This window comes from Rhodococcus opacus (genome assembly GCF_012396235.1).
Taxonomy (GTDB): domain Bacteria; phylum Actinomycetota; class Actinomycetes; order Mycobacteriales; family Mycobacteriaceae; genus Rhodococcus_F; species Rhodococcus_F opacus.
This window is the reverse complement of sequence record NZ_JAAXPA010000001.1, coordinates 102,637-126,732: the sequence shown is the minus strand read 5'-3', so window position 1 is coordinate 126,732 and position 24,096 is coordinate 102,637. Positions and strand designations below refer to the sequence as shown.

General features: G+C 65.4%; 24 protein-coding genes. 14 read left to right on the top strand and 10 right to left on the bottom strand.

Annotated elements, in window-relative coordinates; genetic code table 11:
• The first annotated feature begins 12 nt into the window (after positions 1 to 12).
• Positions 13 to 684 carry a type 1 glutamine amidotransferase gene (locus tag HGB39_RS00435; RefSeq protein WP_043793453.1) on the top strand — a complete coding sequence of 224 codons (672 nt, stop codon included), beginning with the start codon at positions 13 to 15 and terminating at the stop codon, positions 682 to 684.
• Positions 685 to 780: 96 nt separating this feature from the next.
• Entirely contained in the window at positions 781 to 1,185 is a 405-nt protein-coding gene (locus tag HGB39_RS00430) for a VOC family protein (protein ID WP_007300651.1), read from the top strand.
• Positions 1,186 to 1,188: 3 nt separating this feature from the next.
• Here the strand turns inward: HGB39_RS00430 and HGB39_RS00425 are convergent, their stop codons facing one another.
• The 3 genes from HGB39_RS00425 to HGB39_RS00415 form a co-directional block, all read right to left on the bottom strand.
• Positions 1,189 to 2,172, bottom strand: a complete 984-nt coding sequence (locus tag HGB39_RS00425) for a sigma-70 family RNA polymerase sigma factor (RefSeq protein WP_005573290.1) — start codon at positions 2,170 to 2,172, stop codon at positions 1,189 to 1,191.
• A 61-nt stretch (positions 2,173 to 2,233) separates the two neighbouring features.
• On the bottom strand, positions 2,234 to 2,734 hold the full coding sequence (locus HGB39_RS00420; protein WP_064080614.1) for an SRPBCC family protein: 501 nt from the start codon (positions 2,732 to 2,734) through the stop codon (positions 2,234 to 2,236).
• Positions 2,731 to 3,048 carry an ArsR/SmtB family transcription factor gene (locus HGB39_RS00415; protein ID WP_210752438.1) on the bottom strand — a complete coding sequence of 106 codons (318 nt, stop codon included), beginning with the start codon at positions 3,046 to 3,048 and terminating at the stop codon, positions 2,731 to 2,733. The genes HGB39_RS00420 and HGB39_RS00415 overlap by 4 nt, the downstream gene beginning before the upstream one ends.
• Before the next feature lie 192 nt (positions 3,049 to 3,240).
• On the opposite strand from HGB39_RS00415, the gene HGB39_RS00410 reads away from it, so the two are divergent.
• Positions 3,241 to 4,653, top strand: a complete 1,413-nt coding sequence (locus tag HGB39_RS00410; RefSeq protein WP_064080616.1) for an alkaline phosphatase PhoX — start codon at positions 3,241 to 3,243, stop codon at positions 4,651 to 4,653.
• Positions 4,654 to 4,685: 32 nt separating this feature from the next.
• Here the strand turns inward: HGB39_RS00410 and HGB39_RS00405 are convergent, their stop codons facing one another.
• Genes HGB39_RS00405 through HGB39_RS00395 form a run of 3 tightly spaced genes read right to left on the bottom strand, consistent with a single transcriptional unit; the run spans position 4,686 to position 7,596 of the window.
• Positions 4,686 to 5,141, bottom strand: a complete 456-nt coding sequence (locus tag HGB39_RS00405; RefSeq protein WP_005238131.1) for a GtrA family protein — start codon at positions 5,139 to 5,141, stop codon at positions 4,686 to 4,688.
• Positions 5,142 to 5,146: 5 nt separating this feature from the next.
• Entirely contained in the window at positions 5,147 to 7,090 is a 1,944-nt protein-coding gene (locus tag HGB39_RS00400) for an MDR family MFS transporter (RefSeq protein WP_064080617.1), read from the bottom strand.
• Positions 7,087 to 7,596 carry a MarR family winged helix-turn-helix transcriptional regulator gene (locus tag HGB39_RS00395; protein ID WP_064080618.1) on the bottom strand — a complete coding sequence of 170 codons (510 nt, stop codon included), beginning with the start codon at positions 7,594 to 7,596 and terminating at the stop codon, positions 7,087 to 7,089. The genes HGB39_RS00400 and HGB39_RS00395 overlap by 4 nt, the downstream gene beginning before the upstream one ends.
• A gap of 117 nt (positions 7,597 to 7,713) precedes the next feature.
• Between HGB39_RS00395 and HGB39_RS00390 the strand changes: the two genes are divergently transcribed.
• Both HGB39_RS00390 and HGB39_RS00385 read left to right on the top strand, forming a co-directional pair.
• A complete protein-coding gene (locus tag HGB39_RS00390) occupies positions 7,714 to 8,121 on the top strand; it encodes an ArsR/SmtB family transcription factor (protein ID WP_039952872.1) in 408 nt (135 codons plus the stop codon).
• Positions 8,118 to 9,125 (top strand): cation diffusion facilitator family transporter, encoded by a 1,008-nt coding sequence (locus HGB39_RS00385; protein ID WP_005573282.1) that lies wholly within the window; start codon positions 8,118 to 8,120, stop codon positions 9,123 to 9,125. Before HGB39_RS00390 ends, HGB39_RS00385 begins: the two co-directional genes overlap by 4 nt.
• A 7-nt stretch (positions 9,126 to 9,132) precedes the next feature.
• On the opposite strand, the gene HGB39_RS00380 is transcribed toward HGB39_RS00385, so the two are convergent.
• The 3 genes from HGB39_RS00380 to HGB39_RS00370 all read right to left on the bottom strand — a co-directional run bounded on the left by HGB39_RS00380 (position 9,133) and on the right by HGB39_RS00370 (position 13,124).
• Positions 9,133 to 9,966 (bottom strand): sulfurtransferase, encoded by an 834-nt coding sequence (locus HGB39_RS00380; RefSeq protein ID WP_005573280.1) that lies wholly within the window; start codon positions 9,964 to 9,966, stop codon positions 9,133 to 9,135.
• 90 nt (positions 9,967 to 10,056) lie between these two features.
• Positions 10,057 to 12,396 (bottom strand): glycoside hydrolase family 65 protein, encoded by a 2,340-nt coding sequence (locus HGB39_RS00375; RefSeq protein ID WP_005573278.1) that lies wholly within the window; start codon positions 12,394 to 12,396, stop codon positions 10,057 to 10,059.
• A gap of 2 nt (positions 12,397 to 12,398) precedes the next feature.
• Positions 12,399 to 13,124, bottom strand: a complete 726-nt coding sequence (locus tag HGB39_RS00370) for an HAD family hydrolase (RefSeq protein WP_005573277.1) — start codon at positions 13,122 to 13,124, stop codon at positions 12,399 to 12,401.
• Between the two features lie 146 nt (positions 13,125 to 13,270).
• On the opposite strand from HGB39_RS00370, the gene HGB39_RS00365 reads away from it, so the two are divergent.
• The 3 genes from HGB39_RS00365 (at position 13,271) to HGB39_RS00355 (ending at position 16,087) form a co-directional block, all read left to right on the top strand.
• Positions 13,271 to 13,807, top strand: coding sequence for an ester cyclase (locus HGB39_RS00365; protein ID WP_043793450.1), 537 nt, complete (start codon positions 13,271 to 13,273; stop codon positions 13,805 to 13,807).
• Positions 13,808 to 13,916: 109 nt separating this feature from the next.
• On the top strand, positions 13,917 to 14,429 hold the full coding sequence (locus HGB39_RS00360; RefSeq protein WP_064080619.1) for a hypothetical protein: 513 nt from the start codon (positions 13,917 to 13,919) through the stop codon (positions 14,427 to 14,429).
• 347 nt (positions 14,430 to 14,776) lie between these two features.
• Entirely contained in the window at positions 14,777 to 16,087 is a 1,311-nt protein-coding gene (locus HGB39_RS00355; protein WP_247607332.1) for a glycosyltransferase, read from the top strand.
• Between the two features lie 78 nt (positions 16,088 to 16,165).
• Here the strand turns inward: HGB39_RS00355 and HGB39_RS00350 are convergent, their stop codons facing one another.
• The gene (locus HGB39_RS00350) at positions 16,166 to 16,912 is read right to left on the bottom strand and encodes an alpha/beta hydrolase (protein ID WP_005562603.1); all 747 of its coding nucleotides are present in this window, start codon (positions 16,910 to 16,912) and stop codon (positions 16,166 to 16,168) included.
• Positions 16,913 to 17,102: 190 nt separating this feature from the next.
• On the opposite strand from HGB39_RS00350, the gene HGB39_RS00345 reads away from it, so the two are divergent.
• The 6 genes from HGB39_RS00345 (at position 17,103) to HGB39_RS00320 (ending at position 24,094) form a co-directional block, all read left to right on the top strand.
• Positions 17,103 to 17,474, top strand: coding sequence for a hypothetical protein (locus HGB39_RS00345; protein WP_007300788.1), 372 nt, complete (start codon positions 17,103 to 17,105; stop codon positions 17,472 to 17,474).
• Between the two features lie 532 nt (positions 17,475 to 18,006).
• Positions 18,007 to 19,521, top strand: a complete 1,515-nt coding sequence (locus tag HGB39_RS00340; RefSeq protein ID WP_064080620.1) for a sugar transferase — start codon at positions 18,007 to 18,009, stop codon at positions 19,519 to 19,521.
• Between the two features lie 37 nt (positions 19,522 to 19,558).
• Positions 19,559 to 20,644, top strand: a complete 1,086-nt coding sequence (locus HGB39_RS00335; protein ID WP_248949873.1) for a glycosyltransferase family 4 protein — start codon at positions 19,559 to 19,561, stop codon at positions 20,642 to 20,644.
• Complete coding sequence (locus HGB39_RS00330; RefSeq protein WP_247607331.1) at positions 20,641 to 21,654, top strand: glycosyltransferase family 2 protein; 1,014 nt, start codon at positions 20,641 to 20,643, stop codon at positions 21,652 to 21,654. Before HGB39_RS00335 ends, HGB39_RS00330 begins: the two co-directional genes overlap by 4 nt.
• On the top strand, positions 21,651 to 22,997 hold the full coding sequence (locus tag HGB39_RS00325) for an O-antigen ligase family protein (protein WP_312029793.1): 1,347 nt from the start codon (positions 21,651 to 21,653) through the stop codon (positions 22,995 to 22,997). The genes HGB39_RS00330 and HGB39_RS00325 overlap by 4 nt, the downstream gene beginning before the upstream one ends.
• Positions 22,998 to 23,053: 56 nt before the next feature.
• Positions 23,054 to 24,094, top strand: a complete 1,041-nt coding sequence (locus HGB39_RS00320) for a hypothetical protein (RefSeq protein ID WP_155756057.1) — start codon at positions 23,054 to 23,056, stop codon at positions 24,092 to 24,094.
• The last annotated feature ends 2 nt before the right edge of the window (positions 24,095 to 24,096 follow it).

The window sequence follows — 24,096 nt, the reverse complement described above, 5'->3', positions numbered from 1 at the left end:
AAGAATTGTGGCATGAACAAGCCATGGGCGGTTGTAAAGCACGTGCCGTTCGAGGGACCGGCGCTCGTCGGTACTTTGCTGGCGGAGCGGGGAATTCGGTACACCGAGTACCCCATGTACCGGGCGTCGGAACTCCCGGCCGTTCACGACATCGGCGGCCTCGTGGTGATGGGCGGTCCGATGGGCGCACTCGATGACGTTACCCACCCGCAACTTCCACGAGAGCGAAACTTCATCAAAGAAATTGTGGACGCCGGACTTCCGATGCTGGGAATCTGCCTCGGCGCGCAGCTTCTCGCCGCCTCGTTCGGCAGCGCGATCCGCCGGGGGCCGACCCCGGAGAACGGCGCCGGGACGGTCACCGTGTCCGTGGACGGGACGCGCGATCCCGTGTTCGGTTCGGCCGGCGCCGAGGTGCCCGTCGTCCACTGGCACGGCGACACCTTCGACCTCCCCGACGGCGCGATCGGGCTGGCGAGCAGTCACCTCTACGAGAATCAGGCGTTCGCGATCGGCCGCCGGGCGTACGGGTTGCAGTTCCACGTCGAACTGACCCGCGCGCAGCTGCCGGTGATGCAGGCCCACATGCCGCCGGACACCGCGCCGTCGGGGGCCCACATGGCCGACGTGGAAGCGGCCGGGCGGATCATCATCGGCTCGTTCCTCGACCTCGCCGAGAGCTGAGGGGATCGGGCGAGCGGTCGCCGATGAGTTTTGCGCACCGCTGCGGTCTGTATCGATGACCTTCCGCAGTGGGCGGAACCCGAGAAGGAGAATCACATGTCCCGGATGCTCTTCGTGAACCTGCCGATCAAGAACCTCGACGCGACCAAGACGTTCTTCGCCGGACTCGGCTTCGAGTTCAACACTACGTTCAGCGACGACTCCTGCACCGCCATGGTGATCAACGAGTACACGTCCGTGATGCTCCTCGTCGAGTCCCGGTTCAAGGACTTCATCGAGGGCGGCATCTGCGACACCTCGAAGTCCGTCGAGGCCCTCATGTGTATCTCGGCCGACAGTCGCGAGGAGGTCGACAGCCTCGTCGACAAAGCCCTCGCCTCCGGCGGGACGTCGTGGGGCAAGCTCCAGGACGAAGGCTTCATGTACGGACGCGCGTTCCGCGACCTGGACGGTCACGTCTGGGAGGTCATGTGGATGGATCCGGCCGCCGTGCCGGCGTAGGGGTCAGGCGGGCGGGGTCTCCGGTAGTCCGAACTTCTCGAACAGATCGACGTCGAAGAAGCAGACGACATGGGAGACCCCGTCAGCCGTGACGTCCAGGACGTGGAGCTGGAACGGACGGTGGACGCCGTCCTCCCCGCGCATGTACAGGCCGAGGGCCGGTTGTCCGTTGGCCGCCGTGGGCACCAGGCGCATGTCGCCCGCAGCCTTGGCTGGACAGTTTCCGCTGATCAGGGTGCCGATCGAGGCGCCCCCGCGATACCAGCCGTCGAACGGTGGCATCTCCCAGACGGCGTCCTTGGTGAACAGTTCGACGATCGCGTCGATATCGTAGTTCTCGAACGCGGCGACGTAGCGGTCGAGGAGGTCGCGTTCCTCGGGTGATTCCGGTTCCACGAGAGTGTCGGCCGTCGGCATGGCCAGTTCGAGTTGCGCACGTGCACGCTGCAGCAGGCTGTTGACCGCCGTCGTGGTGGTACCGACAGCCGCCGCGACCTCCGACGCCTTCCACTGCAACACGTCGCGGAGGACGAGAACCGCACGCTGACGTGCAGGAAGATGCTGAAGGGCGGCGATGAACGCCAGCCGCACCGACTCGCGCGACGTCACGACGGTGGCGGGATCGTTCGCGTCGTCGTCGATGAGGCGGTCGGGGAGCGGTCCGAGCCACGGCACCTCGTGTCGTTCGACGAGGTCGGCGGTCGGGTCGGAGTCGGGAGCGCCCAGCCCACTCGGCAGCGGACGCTTGGATTTGCTCTGCAGGGCCGTCAGGCATGTGTTGGTGGCGATCTTGTACAGCCACGTCCGCAGCGACGCCTGCTGCTGGTAGCCGTCGTACCCCCGCCAGGCCCGGATGAAGGTCTCCTGCATCTGGTCTTCGGCGTCGTGAAGTGAGCCCATCATGCGATAACAATGGGCGAGCAACTCGCGCCGGTAAGGGTCGGCGAGTGCGAGGAAATCCCCGTCGAGCGACTGCGCAGCCGTCATGGTTGGAGCTTACTGCGGCCGTCCGACAGATGTCGGGCCCTCGCGCCCGCCGACCCGGCGGTCAGCCCCAGTTCACCATCGGCTGCCCCGTCTCGAGCAGGGTCTTCATTCCGCTCAGCACCTCGTTCCAGCCGCCGCCCGCGCCCTCGGATTCCCGCTTGCCCGCGACCATCTCGGCCAGTCCGGGTGCGTTGGTGAGGTCGTGTGTGACAGTCAGTTTCGCGACTCCGGGCCGGCTCGACGGCACGATCTCGTAGGTGAGCGTGGTGAATCCCTCCACGTTGTCGGCGTCCATCAGCATCCGCCACGTCTGCACCAGCTTCTTCGGCGGATCGGACTCGATCACCTCGCCGTCGACGATCACGTCGGGCACGCCCGGGTATTCCTTCATCGCGTCGTCCGCGCGCGATTGGAACGCACCGCCCGCGCGGAGGTCGTAGTCGACGAGGCCGCCGTAACCGTACTGCTGCGACCACTCGGGTTTGGTGATGGCGTCCCAGATGGCCTCCGGCGTCGCCTTGATGTAGACCGCGTAGATCTGGAATGCGTCGGCGGTAGTCATTTCTCTTCCTCCAGTTCGGATTTCAGCTGAGCGAGCGCACTCGTGTGACGCTCGGTGTATTTGTCGATCCACCGGTTGTGGATCAGCTGTATCGGCACAGGATTGAGGTAGTGAAGTTTTTCCCGGCCGGAGCGGCGCGTGACGACGAGCCCCGCGTCTTCGAGCACACGCAGATGCTTCATGACCCCGAAGCGCGTCATCTCGACCTTCGACTCGAGTTCGGTGAGCGTCTGACCATCCTGGGCGAACAATCGGTCGAGTATCAGGCGCCGGGTCGAATCGGCCAGTGCCTTGAAGACGTGATCGTCGTCCATGAATCGACAATAGGTGACCATTTAGTCACATGTCAACGCCCGTGAGTACTTATTAACCGCGGGGGGTTAACAAGTACTCACAGGGGAAGTTCTCGCCCGGTTCACGCGCCCGCCACGGTGCGTCCACGAACCAGGGCAGTCCGGTCCCTACCGTCCGAGGGTCCCGGTTCGTCACCATGGAGGTTTCAGACAGTGTCCACTGCACCACTCAACCGCCGCGGGTTCCTCGGTCGCACCGCGCTCACCGGCCTCGGTGTGGCACTCGCCGGAAGCGTCGACGCCCTAGTCCGGCCGGCGTTCGCGTCCGCGGCGCCGGGACAGGCGATCGGCTACGGACCGCTCGTACCCGACCCGAACCGCATTCTCTCGCTCCCGGTGGGTTTTTCGTACACCGTCGTCTCCCGTTCGGGTGAGACCCAGTTGGACGGTGGCGTACCGGTTCCGAGCGATCCCGACGCCATCGGGGTGTTCGCGCGACCCGGCGGTTCCACACTCGTCACCAATCACGAGATCGGCAGCGACGAACCGTTCGGCGTACCCGCCCTCGACGGATTGACGTACGACACGGGCGCGCGCGGCGGCACGACCACGACCGCGGTCGGCGCCGACGGCGCACGGCAGGGCCAGTACGTCAGCGTCGCGGGCACCGTGAACAACTGCGCGGGCGGCATCACCCCGTGGAGGACGTGGTTGACCTGCGAGGAGACGGAGGCGCGGGCGGGGGAGGACGGGTTCCTGCTCGACCACGGTTACGTCTTCGAGGTGGACCCGGCGAGTCAGGACGCGAACAGGGGAAAAAGTCCTGTGCCGCTGAAGTTCCTGGGCCGGTACGCGCACGAGGCCGTGGCGGTGGATCCGGCGGCGAGCACCATCTACCTCACCGAGGATGCGTCCGGGCCGAACGGCCTGTACTACCGGTGGACGCCGCCGCAGGGTTTCCGGGGCGGGCCGAATGCGCTGCGTGAACTCGCGCAGTCTCCGGGCGGCGACGCCGCGGGTGCTCTCCAGGCGATGGCGTGCTTCCAGGGCGGAACGCACGTCCCCGACCTGTCGCAGGCCACCGAGCCGGGAACCGTGTACGCCGTGCAGTGGGTAGGTGTGCAGGACCGTGACGCGACGAGCACGCCGGTGCGTGAGCAGTTCGGGAACGACGTCGTCACCCGGAGCCGCAAGCTGGAGGGACAGTGGTGGGGCGACGGCGGTGCCTACTTCGTCGCGAGCTACGCACGGACCAGCGACGGCAGCGTCGCCGAGCACGACGGCCAGGTGTGGTTCTACGACCCGGCGAAGCAGACCGTCACGCTGAAGACCCTGTTCGGCGTCAATCCCGATCCCGCGGTCGACACCGGAAACTACGACGGGCCCGACAACATCACCGTCTCGCCGTACGGCGGCGTGATCCTCGCCGAGGACGGCGAAGGGATCAGCCACCTCGTGGGCGTCACAGCGGAGGGTGAGCCGTTCGCGATGGCGCGGAACGAGTTGAACGACAGCGAGTTCTGCGGTCCGGCGTTCAGTGCGGACGGGAAGATCCTGTTCGCGAACATCCAGTCGCCGGGGTTGACACTGGCGATCACGGGTCCGTGGCACCGTCCCCTGCCGTGAGTACTTGTTAACCACGGGCGGTTAATAAGTACTCACGGGCCGGAGGCATAAACCCACCCGCGGAGTGCGAGAAACCGCAGCCCGCCGACGACGGCGCTGACGGCGATGACGAGCGCGACCTGCGCCGGACCGTCGGCGCCGGGGAAGAGCATGTGCAGGAGGGCGAGCGCGAGTGAGCTGACGGCCAGGCCGATCAGCGCGAGGGTTCCGCCCTCCCACTGTGCGACGAACCAGCGGACGCGGTCCACGGCACGGAAGGTGAGCCGCCGGTGGAGTTCGTTGGCCAGCATCGAGCTGGTCACCACGCCGACGAGGTTGGCGACGAACGACCCGTACATGTCGAGGGTGAAGAACGCGAGAGCGTAGAGCACGTTGCTCGACGTGCCCACCAGCGTGAACCGGGTCAATTGAGCGAACACGCCGCCGGCCCGCCCACGTAGAGGGGGATACGTGGGCGGGCCGACGGCGTCGTGGAACTGAACGATCATCTCATTCAGCGGATGAGGGCACCGTTGCCGGTGTCCGTCACGTGGCCGCCGCCGAGGACGCCGGCCACTTGCTCTTCGCTCAGTCCCAGCTCGCGCAGGCGATCCCAGACCGCGTCGAATTCGACGAGCTTGGCGTTGAGATCGTTGCGCAGGCGGTTGACCTCGTCGCGGATCTTCTCCGCTTCGTCGATCGCTTCCAGCGTCCGCTCCGGCTGGGGCAGCAGCATGGACAGGAGACGGTCCCGGGCGTCGGCGCTCAACCCCGCGAAGGGCTGCCGCTGATCGGCGGGGGCCTCGTGCCTGCCGCCGCGGACGTCGGACGACTGGATCGGTGCCGTGTCGGGCTCGAGTGCGTACTCCGGAACGGGGGCGTACTCGGGTTCCTGGACGGGCTCCTGCTCGCTCGACAGGTCGATGGTGCGACGCAGCGGGCGGTTGGGCAGCAGGATGACGGCGATCAGGGTGATGACGGCGACGGCTGCGGCGATGAGGAAGATCCGGCCGGTCGCGTCTCCGTATGCGGCGCGGATGACACCCTGCACGGGAGCGGGCATGGACGTCAGGTCCAGGCTTCCGCCGCCGCTGCTCGACCCGGTGGGGATGCCGAGCTTCGCGAAACCGTCGGCCGACAGGTCGGCGACGCGGGTGGCCAGCACCGAACCGAGAACCGAGACGCCGATCGCGCCACCGAAGGTCCGGAAGAAGGCGACCGAGCTGGATGCCGCACCGATGTTCTGGACGCTGACAGTGTTCTGCACCGCGAGGACCAGGTTCTGCATCAGCATGCCCATGCCGAGACCGATGATCGCGATGTACGCGCCGACCAGGGTCAGGCTGGTCTCGTGATCGATGGTGCCGAGCAATCCGAAGCCGACGATCATCAGGACGGCGCCGCCGACGACGAACGGCTTCCACTTACCGAAGCGAGTGATGAGCTGTCCGGATCCGACCGTGCCGAGGAGCATGCCGGCGACCATCGGGATGGTGAGCACTCCGGCCATGGTCGGGGTGTAGCCACGCGAGGTCTGGAAGTACTGGCCGAGGAACGTGGTGGAACCGAACATTCCGACACCGACGGCGACGGACGCGATAATGGCGAGTCCGGTGGTCTTCTCCGTGACGATCTTGAGCGGGATGATCGGTGACTTGGCCTTGGCTTCGACGAGGATCGTCGCGGCCAGCAGGAGTACACCCGATCCGACGTACATGACCGTCTCACGGGAGAACCACTCGTAGTAGCCCGCCTTGCCGGCGAACGAGACCCAGATCAGCAGGATGGACACACCGGCGGTCAGCAGGAGGGCGCCGAGCCAGTCGATGGAGACGTCGTCCTTCTTCTCGGTCGCGAGGTGCAGCGTGCGCTGCAGCAGGAACAGTGCGATGACGGCGAGCGGCACGCACACGAAGAAGCACCAGCGCCAGCCGAGGGGGCTGTCGACGATGACGCCGCCGAGGATCGGACCACCCGACATCGACACGGCCATGACGGCACCCATGTAACCGGAGTAGCGGCCGCGCTCACGGGGAGCGACGATGGTGCCGATGATGGCGACGACGAGGGCCGTCAGGCCACCCATGCCGACGCCCTGGATGACGCGCGCGGCCAGCAGGATCGGCACGTTGTGCGCGAAGCCCGCGATCACCGAACCGATGACGAAGATGACGATCGCGCTCTGGACGAGAACCTTCTTGTTGAACAGGTCGGCGAGCTTGCCCCAGATGGGTGTCGAGGCGGCATTGGCGAGCAACGCGCTGGTGATGACCCAGGCGTACGCGGTCTGCGTGCCCTTCAGGTCACCGATGATCGTCGGGAGGGCGGTGGCGACGATCGTGCTGCTCAGCAGCGCGGTGAACAGCGCCGCGAGCAGGCCCGTGAGGGCTTCGAGGATTTGGCGGTGCGTCATGGCCGTCGTTTCTTCAACCGGCGGCCGAGTCTGTGTTTCGGTCATACGCTTTGTGTTCCAATCGGGTTCGAGCTCGTGACGGTCCGGTGTTCTGGATCGAAGAGTGTTTCCTTCAGGTGCCGGATGGACTCGAGGGCAATCGCTGCCTCGGTCTCGTTCCATCCGGTCATCAACTTCTGCATTCGTGCGGCTCGCTGTGTTCTCACGTGCTCGACGTACGCCAATCCCTCCGGCGACACGCGTATTCGGAATGCGCGTCCGTCGGCGGGATCCGAGTGCCGGGTGACGTAGCCGACGTCCACCAGATCGGTGATCTGGCGACTGAGTGAGGACTGGCTCACACACAGCTCGGTGGCGAGTTCGTTCTGCCGGCATTCCCCCCGAGCCGCGAGAACGAGGAGGACCCCCGTCAACGCGCGCGGGATGTGACCGTCGCCTTCCGACACCAGGGCGTCGCGAAGCACGCGGCCGAAGAGGAAGACCTCGTCGATGAGCGCTTCGGTGGTGCCGAGAGATACGGACGACACGGTAGGCACTGACGAGACGGACATGGCAACCCCTGAAGGACGACTTACTTGATGCAAGCAACTATATACATCGTTAGCGCAAGCAAGTAAGTCGAATCGGTGTCTGATGCATCACAAAACGAAGTGAACTATTATCTGCGTATGAATGCAGATATGCGCTCTTGCCGGCGTCGGCTCGACGAAGACCAGGTCGGGCTGGTGGTCGAGGTCTTCCGCATGCTCGCCGACGCGACCCGGGTGCAGGTGCTCTGGCAACTCGTGGGAGGCGAGCTGTCGGTGAACGAGCTGGCCGAACGGGTGGGAAAGCCGGCACCGTCCGTTTCGCAGCATCTCGCGAAGCTCCGGATGGCGCGGCTCGTGCACACACGGAGGGAGGGAACGTCCATCTACTACAGCGTCGCCAACGAGCACGTGCAGCAGTTGGTCACCGACGCCGTGTTCAATGCCGAGCACGCGGGCCCCGGTATCCCGGGACATCACCGTGCCACCGGCGACCTGCAGGTCATCCACGAGGACGCGGACCTCGCTGCGGAGGGAGGCGGGTCGTGAACGGCCACGGACATTCCCACGGCCACGGCCACGGACATTCGGGTGGCGTCCGCGGGGTGATCCGCGAGATCTTCGCCCCGCACAGCCACGACTCCGCGGACAGCGTCGACGACGCACTCGAGGCGAGCGAGATCGGGATCCGGGCGGTGAAGATCAGCCTGGTGGTGCTGGGCGTCACCGCCCTGGCTCAGGTGATCGTGGTCGCGTTGTCCGGTTCCGTCGCGCTCGCCGCCGACACCGTGCACAACTTCTCCGACGCGCTGACAGCGATTCCGCTGTGGATCGCGTTCGCCCTCGGACGGCGGGCGGCCACCCGGCGATTCACGTACGGATACGGCCGGGCCGAAGACCTCGCCGGGTTGTTCGTCGTGGTGATGATCGCGTTGTCCGCGGTCGTCGCGGGTGTCGAGGCGACCCGCCGCCTCCTCGATCCCGTGCCGATCCACCACCTCGGGTGGGTGGCCCTCGCTGGTGTCATCGGTTTCGCCGGTAACGAATGGGTGGCGCTGTATCGCATCCGGATCGGTCGGCGGATCGGCTCCGCCGCGCTCGTCGCCGACGGGCTGCACGCACGGACCGACGGATTCACCTCCCTCGCCGTGGTGCTGGGCGCCGGTGGTGTCGCGGTCGGGATTCCGCTCGCCGACCCGGTGGTGGGCCTGGTCATCACGGCTGCGATCGTGCTCGTGTTACGGACCGCGGCACGCGACGTGTTCCGGCGGTTGATGGACGGCGTCGACCCGGAACTCGTCGACGCCGCCGAACGGGCCCTCGCCGCCGAACCGGGGGTGGTCGGGGTGCGGAGCGTGAAGATGCGGTGGATCGGGCACCACCTGCATGCCGACGCCGAACTCGACGTCGACCCTTCGACCAGCCTGCGCGACGCGCACCGCGTGGCGCACACCGCCGAACACACACTCAGGTACGCCGTTCCGAAGCTGAGTACCGCCCTCATCCACGCCTATCCGGCGCACGACGTGGAGACGGCCGGTCAGACGGCGTGACTCGCCGTCACCGCGGGTCGGGGCCGGTGGCGACCGGGCGGCCGGGATCGGACGACCACTGCGACCAGGACCCCGGATACAGGGCGGCGTCAACGCCGGCGAGCGCGAGTGCCGCAACCTGGTGGGCTGCCGTCACACCCGATCCGCAATAGACGCCGACGCGACGTCCGGGTTCCGCGCCGACCGCGGCGAACCGTTCGCGCAGCGCCTCGGCAGGCGCGAACCGTCCGTCGGGCCCGAGATTCTCGGACGTCGGGGCGCTGCGGGCACCGGGAATGTGCCCTGCGCGGGGATCGACGGGTTCGGTCTCGCCCGAGTACCGCTCGGCGGCACGGGCATCGAGAAGGCGACCGTGGGCGGCGAGTTCGGCGGCCTCGTCCGCGGTCAGCGTCGGCAGGTGGTCCGCGGTGAGCACGACGTCACCGGGCAGTCGTGGGTGCTCGTCGCCGGATCGGACGGGGTGGCCCGCCGACGTCCACGCGCCGAGTCCACCGTCGAGCATCGTCACGTCGGCAACTCCGGCCCAGCGCAGCAGCCACCACGCCCGCGCGGCGGCGAGGTTCCCCGTGGCGTCGTAGACCACGACCGGGCTGCCGGCCCGGACACCCCACCGGCGTGCGGCGTCCTGGAGGTCCGTCACCGTCGGCAGCGGATGCCGGCCCAGCTCCGGGGATCCCGGGGCGGCCAGTTCGGTGTCCAGGTCGACGAACACGGCACCGGGAATGTGCGCGTCGAGATAGTGCTGCCTGCCCTCGGTGTCGCCGAGCGCCCACCGCACGTCGAGAAGGACCGGCGGAGCGTCGCTGCTCAGCGATTCCGCCAACTCGTCGATCGTCACCACAGGGCTCATCGCACCACTGTCGCACAACGAAGGCTCGGTGTGCCGCGCTGCTGCTCGCGGCCGCGGTGTTCGGGCTGGCCGGGTGTCAGATCAGCCTCGACGCACGGGTGCGCGCCCGTACGGTTGTCGCACGGGCGCGGTGATCGGCAGTTCGGGGATCGGCCGCGTGACCGGGAAGGAGTCGAGAGTGAACGGGCTGCCGTGATGAGCGAGCTGCACCGGTTCGCCGGACAGCAGGCGGTAGGTTGCGGTCTTGGCGCGGACGTCCACGTGGATCTGGCTGCCCCGCACCGTCATCCGGAATGACAGATTGACCAGCTGTGGTGGTATCCGCGGTGCGAACGAGATGTTGCCGCCGTGGTCGCGCATTCCACCGAATCCCGCGACACACGCCATCCACGTTCCGGCGAGTGAGGCGATGTGCAATCCGTTCTCCACGTTGGCGTGGAGGTCGTGGAGATCGGTCAGAGCGGCCTCGGCGAGGTAGTCGTAGGCGAGTTGAAGTTGCCCGACCTCGGCGGCCATCACGGACTGCACGCACGCCGACAGGGACGAGTCCCGAACCGTCAGTGCCTCGTAATAGGCGAAATTGGCGATCTTCTGTTCGTGGGTGAAGGCGTCGCCCCGAAGATACATCGCGAGCACCAGGTCGGCCTGCTTCACCACCTGCTTGCGGTAGAGATCGAAGTACGGGTAGTGGAGCAGCAGCGGATAATGCTCGGGTGGTGTGCCTTCGAAGTCCCACTCGGCGTGGTGCGTGAAGGCGTCGGATTGCTGGTGGACGCCGAGAGCGTCATCGAACGGGATGCGCATGTGCTCGGCGGCATCTCGCCAGAGTGCTGCTTCCTCGTCGTCCACACCGAGCTCGCGCGCCAGGCCGGGGCGTCTCTCGCAGGCGGCCGCCGCGTCGTGCAGATTCTTCTGCGCCATCAGATTGGTGAACACGTTGTTGTCGGCGACGGCGGTGTATTCGTCCGGCCCGGTGACACCGTCGATTCGGAACTCGCCCTGCGCATTGTGATGGCCGAGCGACGTCCACAGCCGGGCGGTCTCCACGAGCAGTTCGACGCCGCATTCGGCTTCGAACTCCTCGTCCCCGGTCGCGGCCAGGTACCGGGATGTCGCCGCGGCGACGTCGGCACCCACGTGGAAGGCCGCGGTTCCCGCGGGCCAATAGCCGGAGCATTCTTCGCCGTCGATCGAGCGCCACGGGAACACGGCGCCTGCCTGCCCCAGCTGCACGGCACGGTTCTTCGCCTTGTCGAGCGTGGAGTGCCGCCAGCGCAGTGCGTCGCGGGCCGAGTCCGGCACCGTGTACGTGAGCAGCGGGAGGACGAACGTCTCGGTATCCCAGAACGCATGTCCGTCGTATCCGGGCCCGGTCAGGCCCTTCGCGGGGATCGCCCGCGATTCACCGCGAGCACCCGCCTGCAGCACGTGGAACAGCGCAAACCGCACCGCCTGCTGAAGTTCCGCGTCGCCGTCGATCTCGACGTCCGCCGTCTCCCAGAAGGCGTCGAGATACTCGCGCTGCCGTTTCAGCAGGGTTTCCCAGCCGGTTTCGAGTGCGCCGGCGAGCGCCCCCTCCACCTGGCCGCGCAGAGCCGGAGTCGAGCGCCGCGCCGACCACCCGTACGCCAGGTATTTCGTCACCCTCAGGCGTTCACCCTGCGGGATGTCGACAGCGACGGTGAGCCGTGCCAGATCCTCTTCGGTCTCGATACTGCACCGCCCGTTGGCGGGATAGTCGATCTCGTGGTCCATCCCCGCGGCCATCCGCAGTCCCGACGCCCTCGTGTGATGGGCGAGCACAGCCTTGAAGTCGTGGGCGGCAGCGAAATCGGAGACAAGTGGACTGTCCAGGGCGGCAGCCACTCTCGGGTCGTCCGTGCGGGCCGGGATGTGTTCGTTGGCGAGCAGATCCGACTGCAGGACGAGTTCGATATCGCCATCGAGCGGCTCGACCTCGTAGTGGATGGCGGCGACCGCGCGCGAGGTGAACGAGACGAGTCGTTCCGAGTGGATACGCACCCGGCGCCCGGTCGGCGACGTCCACTCGGTGGTGCGGCGCAGGGTGCCCGAGCGGAAGTCAAGGACGCGCTCGTGCGCCGGTGCACTCCCGTAACGCATGTCCATGGGCTCGTCCTCCACGAGCAGGCGGATGATGCTGCCGTCGGTCACGTTCACGACGGTCTGCCCGTCCTCGGGGTAGCCGTAGCCCGCCTCCGCGTAGGGCAGGGGACGTTGCTCGTAGAACCCGTTGAGGTAGGTGCCGGGGAGACCGCGCGGTTCACCCTCCTCGAACGTGCCACGAATCCCGATGTGTCCGTTGGACAGTGCGAAGGTGGATTCGGTGGCGTGCAGTGCCTCCAGATCCAGTCCGCGCCAGCGCAGCTGCCACGGTGAGATCTCGTAGCCCTTGTCGTCCATGCTCACCTTTCCAGAAGTTCGGCCAGGTCGTTCACCACCACGTCGGCGCCGTGCTCGCGTAGCGCCTCGGCCTGATCGTTGCGATTGACCCCGACGACGTAGCCGAATTCGCCTGCCCGCCCCGCTTCCACTCCGGACAGGGCGTCCTCGAACACGGCCGCCTGATCGGGATGGACGTTGAGGGCGCGGGCGGCTGCGAGGAACGAATCCGGCGCGGGTTTCCCGCGGAGACCCTGCTCGGTGATCACGACCCCGTCGATGCGGACGTGGACGTAGCGGCTGAGATCGGCCGCGTCGAGGACGGCCTTGCCGTTCGCGGACGACGTGACGACGGCGATCTTCAGGCCGGCGTCGTACGCCGCGCTGATGTAGCGGACCGAACCGGGGTAGGGGCTGACGCCTTCCTCTTCGATGACTTTCAGCAGCAGTCGGTTCTTGCTGTTCCCGACACCGTTCACGGTCTCGGCGCCGGGTGGATCGTCCGGCGACCCCTCCGGCAACGTGATGTTGCGGGACGTGAGAAAGGTCCGGACCCCGTCGGCGCGGGGGCGTCCGTCGACGTAGTCGTAGTAGTCCTGGTCGGTGAACGGCCGGAAGTTGGTGCCCTCGCGATGCTTCAGGAACTCGTCGAACGTGCGTTTCCACGCCTTCCGGTGCAGCACCGCCGTTGCCGTGAGCACACCGTCGAGATCGAACAAGCAGGCCGAGATCGCATCAGGCAGTCCCATCACCTCCCCGACGGTACCGCCGTCGACGGCGGTTTCGCTGAGGCGCGCGCAAATCCCGCACCCGATCGGACCGGCATCAGGTCGTTGACTTCCAGTCGGCGGCGGTCGAATACTGAGAGTTCCCATTGACTGTTGCGGAGTGCACCGTGAGCATCGAGGAACCGGTCCCGTCGGAGCACGTGAAATCCCTCGCCGTTCGCGCGATGGAGATCATGGCGAACGGAAGCCGCGCCGATTTCGATTCCGTCGTCCACTCGGGCGCATTCAACCGGGAGAGCGCGACGGAACCCCCGCGGACGCGCGGGCGCGGGCCCGACGCGTTCTACGCTTCCGCCGTGTGGCTGCGTTCCGCGTTCGCCGAGCTGCGGTTCGACGTCGAGCATGTCGTGGTCGAGGGCGACCTCGCTGTCGTCCACACGATCATGAAGGGCAGGCATGTCGGACCCTTCGTCGTCTACGACGAGCAGGGGTCGATCGACCAGGTGTTCGCGCCCACGGGGCGATCGTTGGCGGTCGAGCAGTCGCACTGGTTGCGCGTCGAAGACGGCCGCGTCATCGAGCACTGGGCCACCCGGGACGACCTCGGTCAGGCGGTCCAGCTGGGCTGGGTGCCGCCGACGCCGCTGTCGATGGTCCGCAATGCCTGGGCCAAGCGTGCGGCGCGCAGGAACGCGAAGAGCTGATTCGCCGTTCGTGTCGGAAGGGTGACGATTCCGCGCAAAGACGCCAAAACGTACCAAACGGCCCGTATGTTCCGTTCGATCGATAGATACTCGAACGAAGGAGACGGTCTTGAAACGCTCGGTGGTTATCGCGGCAAGTTGTGCGCTCCTGACGCTGTCGGCCTGCGGGTCCGACAGCGAACCGACGCCGACATCCGAAACGGCTGGCTCGACCACTAAGGCGACACCCGCCGCAGCCACGACCGCTCCGCCGACATCGGAGCTCGCACCGCCGGCTGTCGCACCCGAGTCGAACGGAGGCGGCGGCGGTTCGTCGGGGACCGGGCAGGGCGGTTCCGGCGGGGGTGGGCAGGCTCCGGTCGCAGGTCAGCAGCAGGCGCCGGTGGTGCTTCCGCCTGCCGTCGTCGAGAACCCGCCGGCGGCGGTCGAGCAGCCTCCAGTAGGCGAGCCCCCGGCGGGTGAGAATCCGGACGCAGAGAACCCGGACGCGGAGAATCCGGACGCGGAGAATCCGGACGCGGAGAATCCGGACGCGGAGAATCCGGACGCGGAGAATCCGGACGCGGAGAACCCGGACGCGGAGAACCCGGACGCGGAGAACCCCGACGGCGGCACCCCTTAGTCGAAGAAGCGGCGAGTAGCGGGCGTCGCGAGCATCGCGGCGCCCGCCTTTGGTGCTCGCGTCATGAGGTATGGCTAGTTCATCGAGATTGCGTATCGGCCCACTGGGATGCCGGAGCGTGAATTCGCCGCCCAGGGGCATGGGCACCGATCCTGGGCTGCGACTACGCGCATCGGCTGTACCGCGGCTGTTGACGGCCGGTAATCCGGAGACGATCGTTGTAGACATGAAAGTCGGGCCGCCCGCCCATACCGGATGGTGGCGCGGGCGCAGGTTGCCGCGTAGACCACAGAGCGGATCATTCATGCGACGTCCTGAACCCATTGGAAGCAGGCGATCGTGACCTGTTGTTCTCCCAACGGGCTCCGGCGACAGACGTTCTCGTCTGGCTCGTTTCCGCAACGATCTGCTCGTCGGCCGAACTCACCGATCAGGCCCAGCTCGGCCGCGTGCGAGCCCAACTGCCGGACCGACTGCCCGAGCAGCTTTTAACGGGCCCGACCTCGAGCGTCTGGAGGCACCCCATGGCATGCATTCTGTTCGTCACCTGGGACGGCGGCGGCAACGTGCCACCCGCTCTTGGCATCGCGACGGAGGCGCGCAACCGCGGTCACCAGGTCCGATTTCTCGGACACGCCCAGCAACGCCGGCGAATCGAAAGCCACGGTTTCCGCTTCACGGCCTACACCCACGCACGACCCTGGCAGTCGACCGCCAGACATCCCGGTATCGCCGGCGTGTACCAATCGCTTGCTGTCTTCACCGACGCCGGGCCCGGAATCGATCTACTCGACACCGTCGCGTGCGAGCCGACAGACGTGGTCGTGGTCGATTGCCTGCTGTACGGGGCCCTGCAGGCCGCCGACGACGCGAACCTGATGCGTGTCACGCTGGTACACACCTACTACGAGTACATGTATCGAGACGTGACGCATGGTATGACGCGTGTGATGGCCCGTCTGAAAGGCCAACGGCCACTGAGGCTGTGGGCGTCATCGGACCTGGCGCTGGTAACGACCGAGAAGGAACTCGATCCGGCCTCCCGCAGGAGCCTGCCCGTCTCCGTCCACTACACCGGGGTGGTGCACCATTCGATGCCGTCCACGTTGACACCCGTGTCCGAACGCGATCCGCTGATCCTGGTCAGCCTCAGCAGTCTCAACTTCGACGGGCAACAGCGGGCCCTGCAGAACGTCCTCGAGGCTGTCGGTGGACTGTCCGCCCACACCGTTGTCACTACCGGGCCGTCCGTCGACCCGAGCACCCTCACAGCGGGCCCGAACATCGAAGTGCACGGCTACGTTCCGCACGAACAGATCCTGCCGACCGCCACTCTCGTTGTCGGGCACGGCGGCCACGACACCACGATGCGCGCCCTCGCGCACGACCTGCCCCTGGTCATCCTGCCAATTCACCCGGCGCTCGATCAGAAGATGATCGGCCGCAGTCTGGAGCAGCGCCGCGTGGCCCGTTGCCTCCGCAAGACGGCTTCGCCCGAGCGAATCCGGTCAGCTGTCGGCGAGCTGCTCGTAGCCGGACCGCACAGGGTGACCGCAGCAACTCTGGGAGCGCGGATCCGCTCCCATGACGGTGCCGTTCATGCCACGGACCTCATCGATCACCTGCCGATCCGAGAACGACGGAGGGGAGTGCGATGACGGGTGGGCGTCGAGCAATGCATGTATCTGCATCTCCGCCCCGTGCGGCCCACTCTGAAATCCCTCGGCGTGCGGGGATCAGTCCGAAAGGCTGCCGACGCGATCGGCGAGCAGCTCACTGTAGGTGCGATTGGTGCCCGGGGCGAGCCGCACCCAGTAACTGGTGTGGTCGCCCCGGAACAGGTAACCGTTCACATCCTCGATTGCCTCGGAGTATTGCTGCCACACCGTCCACGGTCGCCACCAGTTCAGGATCACCGCCTGCCACCGGCGGGTGCGGAGCCGATCGAGGAGATCCGCCACCCACGCCGCCGGATCGGCGAGTGAGAAGGCCGCCGACTGGTCCGCGAACGTGCGCAGCGGCGAGTTGTCCGGACAGCAGCAGATGACGTCCAACGGGTCGGCGATCTGCCACACGGGCATCCCCGTGATCAGGCGTTGTCCCGCGATTCCCCAGCCCGGCAGGTCCGGAGATGCCGGCCGCAGCGGATCGGCGATCAGACCGGCCCCGCGAACGTCCAGGGCGGGGTGCACGCCCCGCCCCACCTCGGCTGCCACGTTGCCGGCGAGCGCAGCGCCTCCCGAGTAGCCGAGCAGAACAACGGGATTCGGGTCTTCCGCGATCATTCGCAACAAGAGCGTGCGTCCTTCGGACAGTGCCTTGTCGAACGCTGAACCACCCGGATCGGGCACCGGTCCGTAACTTGCCTCCCACGGAACCTGCTTGACGACGAACCGTGCGAGGTCCAGCAGTTGCGTGGTGTTGGTGAGCATGTTGACGCCCCGATCCTCACCGATGCCGCGGCAGCACAGAGCAGTGATCATGCAACCTCCCATGTGAGTGCCGATGCGTGCCCGAGCACACTTTCCCACTCACGTGCGGGGGTGTCCCCTGATCGGGGGAGGCGAGATTCATCCGATGCACCGCCTGATCGGGGGACAGACGTCGGCGCTGCGCCGGGAGAGAGTGGTCCCGTACCGGGATCAGCCGTTCACGTGGACAGGAACCTTTGTCATGTCACCCATCTCCAGCATCGAGGTCGCCCGAGCCCGTCGGTCCCGCCGTGTGTTGTTCGTCGGCAATCCGACCCGCTACAACGACGTGTCGCAGTGGGCGATGGTCCGGCAATGGGTGGCGCTCCACGGGCTCGAACCTATCCGCGAATTCGAGGGAGACGTGCTCTGTGTCATCGTCACCGAGGACATTCTGGACGGGCGTTGCTCGGAGAAGGAGTCGGCCACCGTTCAGCACGCGCGTGCACTCGGCGTGCCGTGCATCAGCGTCCACGACACCACCCTGATCTGGCAGGTGACCGCCCGCGTTCGGGCGCGGATGGGGCGGCCACAGGTCGGTGTGTCGGCCGGGCCCCACGGTGGCGGGGCGTGAAACGCGAGAGCGTCGATGCCGGACCGTTCGAATTCTCGAGTCAGCCACCGAATTTCGGTGCTGGTTCGTGAAAAATGTCTTCGATTCGGTGATGGGATTGCATACGTCTGGTAATCGCCAACTTTGGGTATGCAATTCGAGTGTTGGCGGGACTTCAAGTGTGCGTAGACGCCCCGATGCGGACTTGACTAGGTGAAAAAGCTTCTGCCCGAACACCTGTGGTCAGTTTGCCGAAAAAGGCTGTCCCCGAACCAATTGTAGGAGCGAGTAACCGCTGCTCAGTCCATATTTAGCGCAGACCGCACGGTCTCATGTCGCCGGTGCGGATGAGACAGGACGGAATCGCGCTGATAGCGTCCACACTCGTTGTGAATGTTCGATGTCGTCTATCTACATGGCGGTGCTCGGGGCACTTCTGGTTTTTGCTCGTTGGTGACGACGGCACTGTCCGCGTCCGGAGATCCGCTGTCGTGAAACGGCCGACTCGACCATCACACTCTGCCGACGGTCGGTTCGACAGTGGAGGGGATGCATGGCGACGTTCAACTCGACTGTGGACAGATCTTCAGCTGTTCACAGCGCTGCGGCAGTTCCGGCGCAACGAGGGGTCGCACGCCGACACTGGCTGGCCGTGTACATCAGGAGAATTCTCCTCACCGACACCCTCGTCGTGGTGGCAGCGGTGGCTCTGGCTCAATGGGTGCGCTTCGGAGGCCCCGGGACCCTCGTCGACTCGCGCACTCTGAGCAACGTGAGCTACGGTCTGATTTCCGTCGCTCTCGTAGCGTCGTGGCTCGCCATGCTCGCCGTCTTTCACGTTCGATCCCCACGAGTGGTCGGGAGTGGCCCGGAGGAGTATCGACGCATCGCCACCGCGACGCTACGACTTTTCGGGCTCATCGCGATCGCAGCGCTCCTCTTGCAGCTGGAATTGGCGCGGCTGTACCTGGCGATCGCATTCCCCACGGGTCTACTCGGTCTGCTGCTGACCCGATGGATGTGGCGCCGCGTCCTCGCTCGCAAGCGGGCGCGCGGGCTGTGCCAGACATCGGTGTTGGTCGTCGGAGGCGAACGCTCCGTGCGCAACCTCGCCAGGACCTTCGACCGTGGAACGGCGGACGGGTACAACGTGGTCGGGGTATGTATCCCAGCTCATTACCGGTCGTCCGACGACACGATCACGGTGGACGGGCGATTGATTCCGGTCCTCGGCGACGAGCACGACGTCGTCGATGCGATCGAGCGATCCGGGGCCGACACCGTCGCGGTCACGGCGACCGAGCACCTCGGCCATCACGGGCTTCGCGAAATGGTGTGGGACCTCGAGCAACTGGACGTCGACATGGTGGTCGCTCCAGGAATGATGGACGTCTCCGGGCCGCGCCTCGAGATGCGACCTGTCGCGGGACTGCCTCTGATCCACGTGGAGAAGCCGCGCTATCACGGCGCGAAGCGATTCGGGAAGACGTCGTTCGATCTGATCTTTGCCATTCTTGCGCTCGTGCTGGCAAGTCCCGTGATGGTTGTCGCAGCGGTAGCGGTCAAGGTGACGAGTCGAGGGCCTGTGTTCTACAAATCGGAACGAATGGGCATGGATGGCAGGCCGTTCCCGATGCTGAAGTTTCGGTCGATGGTCGACGACGCCGACAAGCACAGCGCGACCCTGAGCGGGCACAACGACGGTGCCGGAGTTCTGTTCAAACTGCGAGAGGATCCGCGTGTCACCCGTGTCGGCCGCGTCATGCGCAAGTTCAGCATCGACGAGTTGCCCCAGTTCATCAACGTGCTGCGACGTGAGATGAGTGTGGTCGGGCCGAGGCCTCCCCTGCGGGTCGAGGTCGAGTCCTACGAGAGCGAGGTGCGTCGCCGGCTCCTGGTGAAGCCCGGTGTCACCGGCCTGTGGCAGGTGAGCGGGCGCTCGGACCTGTCGTGGGAGGACTCGGTGCGTCTGGATCTGTCCTACGTCGAGAACTGGTCGATGGTCGGCGACATGTTGATCATCGCCAAGACCCTGAAGGCTGTGGTGGCGAGTGACGGTGCGTACTGATGGTGCGGGTCCGGTCCGCGCCCGGCAAGGCCGCACCGTGAGACGTCCGAAGAAGCTCATCGCTGTGCATCCTTCCGACGAGATGTACGGAGCCGACCGGGTCTTCCTGGAGACTCTGACCGACGTTCCGAGTGATTGGGACGTGGAGGTGTGGCTACCGACAGACGTCGACTATCCCGGGAACGAGCTGTCGACTGCGCTGGCCGAGTTGGGGCATACGGTGCGCAGGATGCCACTTCCCGTGATCCGGCGTTCGTACCTCCGCCTCGGAGCGTTCCCCGGACTCGTCGGGCGTTTCCTTCGCACGGCGGTCGCCGTCGTGTGCGCGCGGCCGTCGAAGATGTACGTCAACACATCGGCTCTGGTCTTGATGCTGCCGTTGGCGCGACTCGCCGGTGCAGCGACGGTGCTGCATCTCCATGAGTTCCTGGATCGCAAGACGGCGCTCTTCGTGACTCCGTTCATGTCGTTTGCGCAACGCATCGTGTGCGTGAGCAACGCCGTTCGCCGTCCGTTGCCCGAAAAGTTCGTCCGCCGATCGACAGTGGTCTACAACGGTTTCGAGCTGCCGGAACCGACACCGTTCGTTGTTGACGAGCGGCTTGTGTGTGTCGTGGCGAGCAGGTGGAACACGTGGAAGGGACACGATGTTCTCCTCGACGCGTGGGACGGACTCGATCGGTCGGACATCGAGCTCATCGTCTTGGGCGCGCCGCCCCTGAACGGCGCGTCTGTCGACGTGGTCGATCGCGTGGAAAGACTCGAACGTCCCGACAGCGTGTCGATAGTCGGACAGACCGACAACGTCCGCAGGTACCTCGATGCGGCGCACCTGGTGTTGGTGCCGAGCATCAAGCCGGATCCGTTGCCGACCATAGCCATCGAGGCGATGGCGGCGGGACGCGCCGTGATGGCCAGCGACAGTGGCGGTCTGCCCGAGATCATCGGTGACGACGTGGGGCGTCTCGTACCGACAGGTGATGTGGCGGCGTGGCGGCAGGCGCTCGAGGAGTTTTCGATCGAAGACGCGACGGAACGCGCGAGTCGGGCGCGGCGGAGGTTCGAGGCACAGTTCGGTGTGCGTCGATTCCGTGACGAGATCGGCAAGGAGATATGGACATGAGCGCACCGGACGAGGCGCGCGGTGACGGGTGCAAGATCTCGGTCGTGATCGTGACGTACAACAGCGCTGCGGTCATCGAACAGTGCCTGTCGGTGCTGGCATCCGCGCCCGCGCTGGACATCGTTGTCGTCGACAACAATTCGATCGACGACACGATCGCCAGGGTGTCCGAGGTGTGTCCGCGCGCACGGGTGATCCGAAGTGAGGAGAACCTGGGATTCGCCGGCGGGGTCAACAGAGGAGTGTCGGAGGCGCGTGGTGAACACGTGCTTCTGCTGAACCCCGATGCCGTTGTCGACGCGGAGAGTGTCTTCGCGCTGAGTCGAATCCTCGACGCGGACGACAGTATCGGCATAGTGGCCCCGCTGCTCGACAAACCGGGGGAACGGCTCGCAATCAGAGAGTGCGGCAGGAAACCGGACCTGTGGCGCGTACTGTGCCACTATTCCGGTCTCTCACGACTGGCCGGATACTCGCCACTCGTCGAGGGACTGTATCTCCTCAAACGGCACTCGTCGGTGGATGCGAGGGACGTCGACTGGGTGTCCGGTGCTTGCATGCTGGTGCGACGCGACACCTGGATGCGATTGGGCGGACTGAGCCGTCGGTGGTTCATGTACGCGGAAGATATCGAGTTCTGTCTGCGGGTCAAGGAATCGGGCGAGAGGGTCGTCACGGTGCCCTCGGTGACCGGAGTTCACCTGATCGGCGAGAGTTCGGCGACGCCCACGGTGTCGCGGGTGCCCAACTCGGCGTGGGTGGTCAACATGTACGACCTGTACAAATGGCGGCTGTCTCGCACCCGGTTGCAGAACATCGGTTGGAAATGGGCAGTCGCGGGCGGCCTGTTCGCGCGTTCCGCCGCCTACAAACTGCGAGCGCGCCCCGAGTCCGACCAGGAGAACGACTGGAGCGCGGAGTCGGTGAAGTTTCGTCTTTTCGCTCAGAACCTTCTAGCGGTCTCTTCCGCTCGAATCACATCCGAGAGTGGGAGCAGGAGTTCACTGTGACTGATCGGGGCGAAGGGACGGTCGAATCGGCGCCAGCCACGGCGAACCCCCGATGGCGCGGTGAGATTGTGGGGCGCAGTGAGGTCGTGACTTTCGCGTTGGTGATGGTGGTGGTGACGACATCGTTTCTGGGCCGCTTGTCTTTCGAGCTCTGGGGTTTCACTGTGCGCGGGGAGCAAGTTGCCCCAATAATCCTTGTGGGGTGGTTGCTCGTCGATCCACGCCGCCGGCACGATTTCGTCCATACCCTCCGGCACCCCGCGGTTGTGGCCCTCGCAGCGTTCATTGTGTGGAATGTGTTTGCATCCTTCCTCTTTTCTCCCAGCCTGACCAAGAGTATTTCGATTCTGGCCTGGTTCGCCATCGACCTTCTCTTACTCGCGGGACTGATGTCGTTGGGTGAGAGGGCAGTCTGGGCCGAAAGGATCGGGATCCGGTTCGTGGTGCCCTGGGCGGCTGCAGGCTTTGCGATGTATCTCGTCGCCAACGTGTCCGGCGGCAATGTGGCCTGGGGCACTGATCTCGACTCTCTGTACCAGGTATACGTAGCCCGGTTGACGGCGGGCGAGGCCAACATCTACGCGTCGATTCTCGTCTTGTGGACTCTACTGTTGGTCGCCGGAAAGGGATACAAACGTCGATGGATGATCGTGGCGGCTGTGACGGTCCCATTGGGGCTCGTCGGTTCGCAAACCCGCACTGCAGTGTTCTGCATGATTCTGGGTCTCGCGGTCTATGTGGGGTACGAGTTCGCGCGCAGACGGCGCCATACGCGATGGCGGGGAGAATTCTGGTTTGGGCCTGCCGCAATTATCGTGGGAGTGTTGGTAGCGTATGGCGCCTCGTCGAACCTACCTGAATTCGGTGTGGCTGAAACGGCACCCGCAGTACAGGACACGACCGTTCCGCAAACCCAGGACAAGCTGGGTGACGTCAACCTTCAGGGGGGCACGATCGGTTTTCGCGTAACGGTCGCCAAGGTCGCGGCCGAGGACATGAACGGAGTCAACCTATGGCTGGGTAACGGCACCAACACCTTTGGTGTGCGTCATGAGCAGCCCGGTTCCCCCGGCGTTCCGGGGCATCTCATCATGCTTCCGGTTCAAATTCTCTACGACGTCGGGATCGTCGGGCTCTCCCTTATCTTGGTTTTCGGTGCTGTGGTGCTGTACCACGTGCCATGGCGACGGCGACCGATTGCGGCAGCGGTGGCGGTGTCATTCCTGACGGCGGCGACATTGACCAGTATGTTCTGGTTCAGCGCTATCTGGATCGTGTTCGCCGCCTTGTTACGTCCAGTGACTGATGACGAACGAGTAGAGAGTCCGCAACTATATTCTTGATCCGGTTGCGGCCGAGTAAATTCAGTTGTGGTGTCGCATTGGCGAGAGGGTAATCTGTGTTCGATCAGCTCTACGTGCTGTACCCGCGAGGTGCTCGGACCGGCGGGCCCGAGGCGCTACATCAGTTGGTTCATACTCTGCGCGAACAAGGTCAGGATGCTTATCTTGTTCCACTGCCGGGAACCGAGGACTCTCCGCGTGTTCCCCAATACCATTGCTACGAAGCCCCTGAACGGACGCAGATAACAGACAATGAAAGCAATGCCATCATTTCTCCCGAAGTCAGCGTTGAGCATCTGCGTCGGTACCCACGTTCGAAAAAGTTCTGTTGGTGGCTGAGCATTGACAATTCTCGCGCCTTCGGACCTCGCCTCGACCTGATTGCCCACAGGAATGGCTTTGGCGAGCGCGCGGGTCTCCTAGCGCTGGCGAGGAGATACGGAAAGGTGGCCATCACGCTGCGTGACCGGCATCGAACGCTACCGTCGAGCGTGGTTCACCTGGCTCAGTCGCAGTATGCGCACGGGTTCCTGCACGCGAATTGCCGGATTGTCGCGTCGTGTCTATCCGATTTCACTCCGGATGTCGAGGAAATTCAGAAGCACCGGCACCCTGAGGATCGGCGTTCGAACACTGTGGTCTACAACCCCATGAAGGGTGGACTGTTGGCAAGCAAGGTGGCCAGTCGTCTGCCGGAGGTTGATTTCCTTCCCGCCTCGAACATGCTGCCGCACGAGGTGTATCGACTATTCGGCCGAAGTGCGGTCTATCTCGATCTCGGCCCACATCCTGGGAAGGATCGAATGCCCAGGGAGGCGGCAACGGCCGGAGCCATTGTGGTGGCCGCTGCGCGTGGGTCCGCAGCAAACGGGGTGGACGTACCCATCCCGACCGAGCACAAGATTGTTCCTTCCCCACAATTGGTCGACGACACTGTTGAACGGCTTCGCGAAGTGCTCGGCGCGCAAGCAAAGCACAGTGCTCGTCAAGACGAATACCGAGACATGATTTCGCGCGAGCGGGACCGATTCTCGCGAGAGGTCGCCGCAATCTTCGTCGACGGGCTTCGTGGGTTCGATGCAGCGACCGAGATCTGAGG

Coding starts and splice junctions, on each gene's coding strand:
- HGB39_RS00400 (WP_064080617.1), bottom strand. CDS start 7,090: ATGACCGAAACACAGACTCGGCCGCCGGTTGAAGAAACGACGGCCATG.
- HGB39_RS00430 (WP_007300651.1), top strand. CDS start 781: ATGTCCCGGATGCTCTTCGTGAACCTGCCGATCAAGAACCTCGACGCG.
- HGB39_RS00350 (WP_005562603.1), bottom strand. CDS start 16,912: ATGATCACTGCTCTGTGCTGCCGCGGCATCGGTGAGGATCGGGGCGTC.
- HGB39_RS00405 (WP_005238131.1), bottom strand. CDS start 5,141: ATGATCGTTCAGTTCCACGACGCCGTCGGCCCGCCCACGTATCCCCCT.
- HGB39_RS00370 (WP_005573277.1), bottom strand. CDS start 13,124: ATGGGACTGCCTGATGCGATCTCGGCCTGCTTGTTCGATCTCGACGGT.
- HGB39_RS00375 (WP_005573278.1), bottom strand. CDS start 12,396: ATGGACGACAAGGGCTACGAGATCTCACCGTGGCAGCTGCGCTGGCGC.
- HGB39_RS00420 (WP_064080614.1), bottom strand. CDS start 2,734: ATGACTACCGCCGACGCATTCCAGATCTACGCGGTCTACATCAAGGCG.
- HGB39_RS00425 (WP_005573290.1), bottom strand. CDS start 2,172: ATGACGGCTGCGCAGTCGCTCGACGGGGATTTCCTCGCACTCGCCGAC.
- HGB39_RS00415 (WP_210752438.1), bottom strand. CDS start 3,048: ATGGACGACGATCACGTCTTCAAGGCACTGGCCGATTCGACCCGGCGC.
- HGB39_RS00340 (WP_064080620.1), top strand. CDS start 18,007: ATGGCGACGTTCAACTCGACTGTGGACAGATCTTCAGCTGTTCACAGC.
- HGB39_RS00395 (WP_064080618.1), bottom strand. CDS start 7,596: ATGTCCGTCTCGTCAGTGCCTACCGTGTCGTCCGTATCTCTCGGCACC.
- HGB39_RS00330 (WP_247607331.1), top strand. CDS start 20,641: ATGAGCGCACCGGACGAGGCGCGCGGTGACGGGTGCAAGATCTCGGTC.
- HGB39_RS00390 (WP_039952872.1), top strand. CDS start 7,714: ATGAATGCAGATATGCGCTCTTGCCGGCGTCGGCTCGACGAAGACCAG.
- HGB39_RS00345 (WP_007300788.1), top strand. CDS start 17,103: ATGTCACCCATCTCCAGCATCGAGGTCGCCCGAGCCCGTCGGTCCCGC.
- HGB39_RS00435 (WP_043793453.1), top strand. CDS start 13: ATGAACAAGCCATGGGCGGTTGTAAAGCACGTGCCGTTCGAGGGACCG.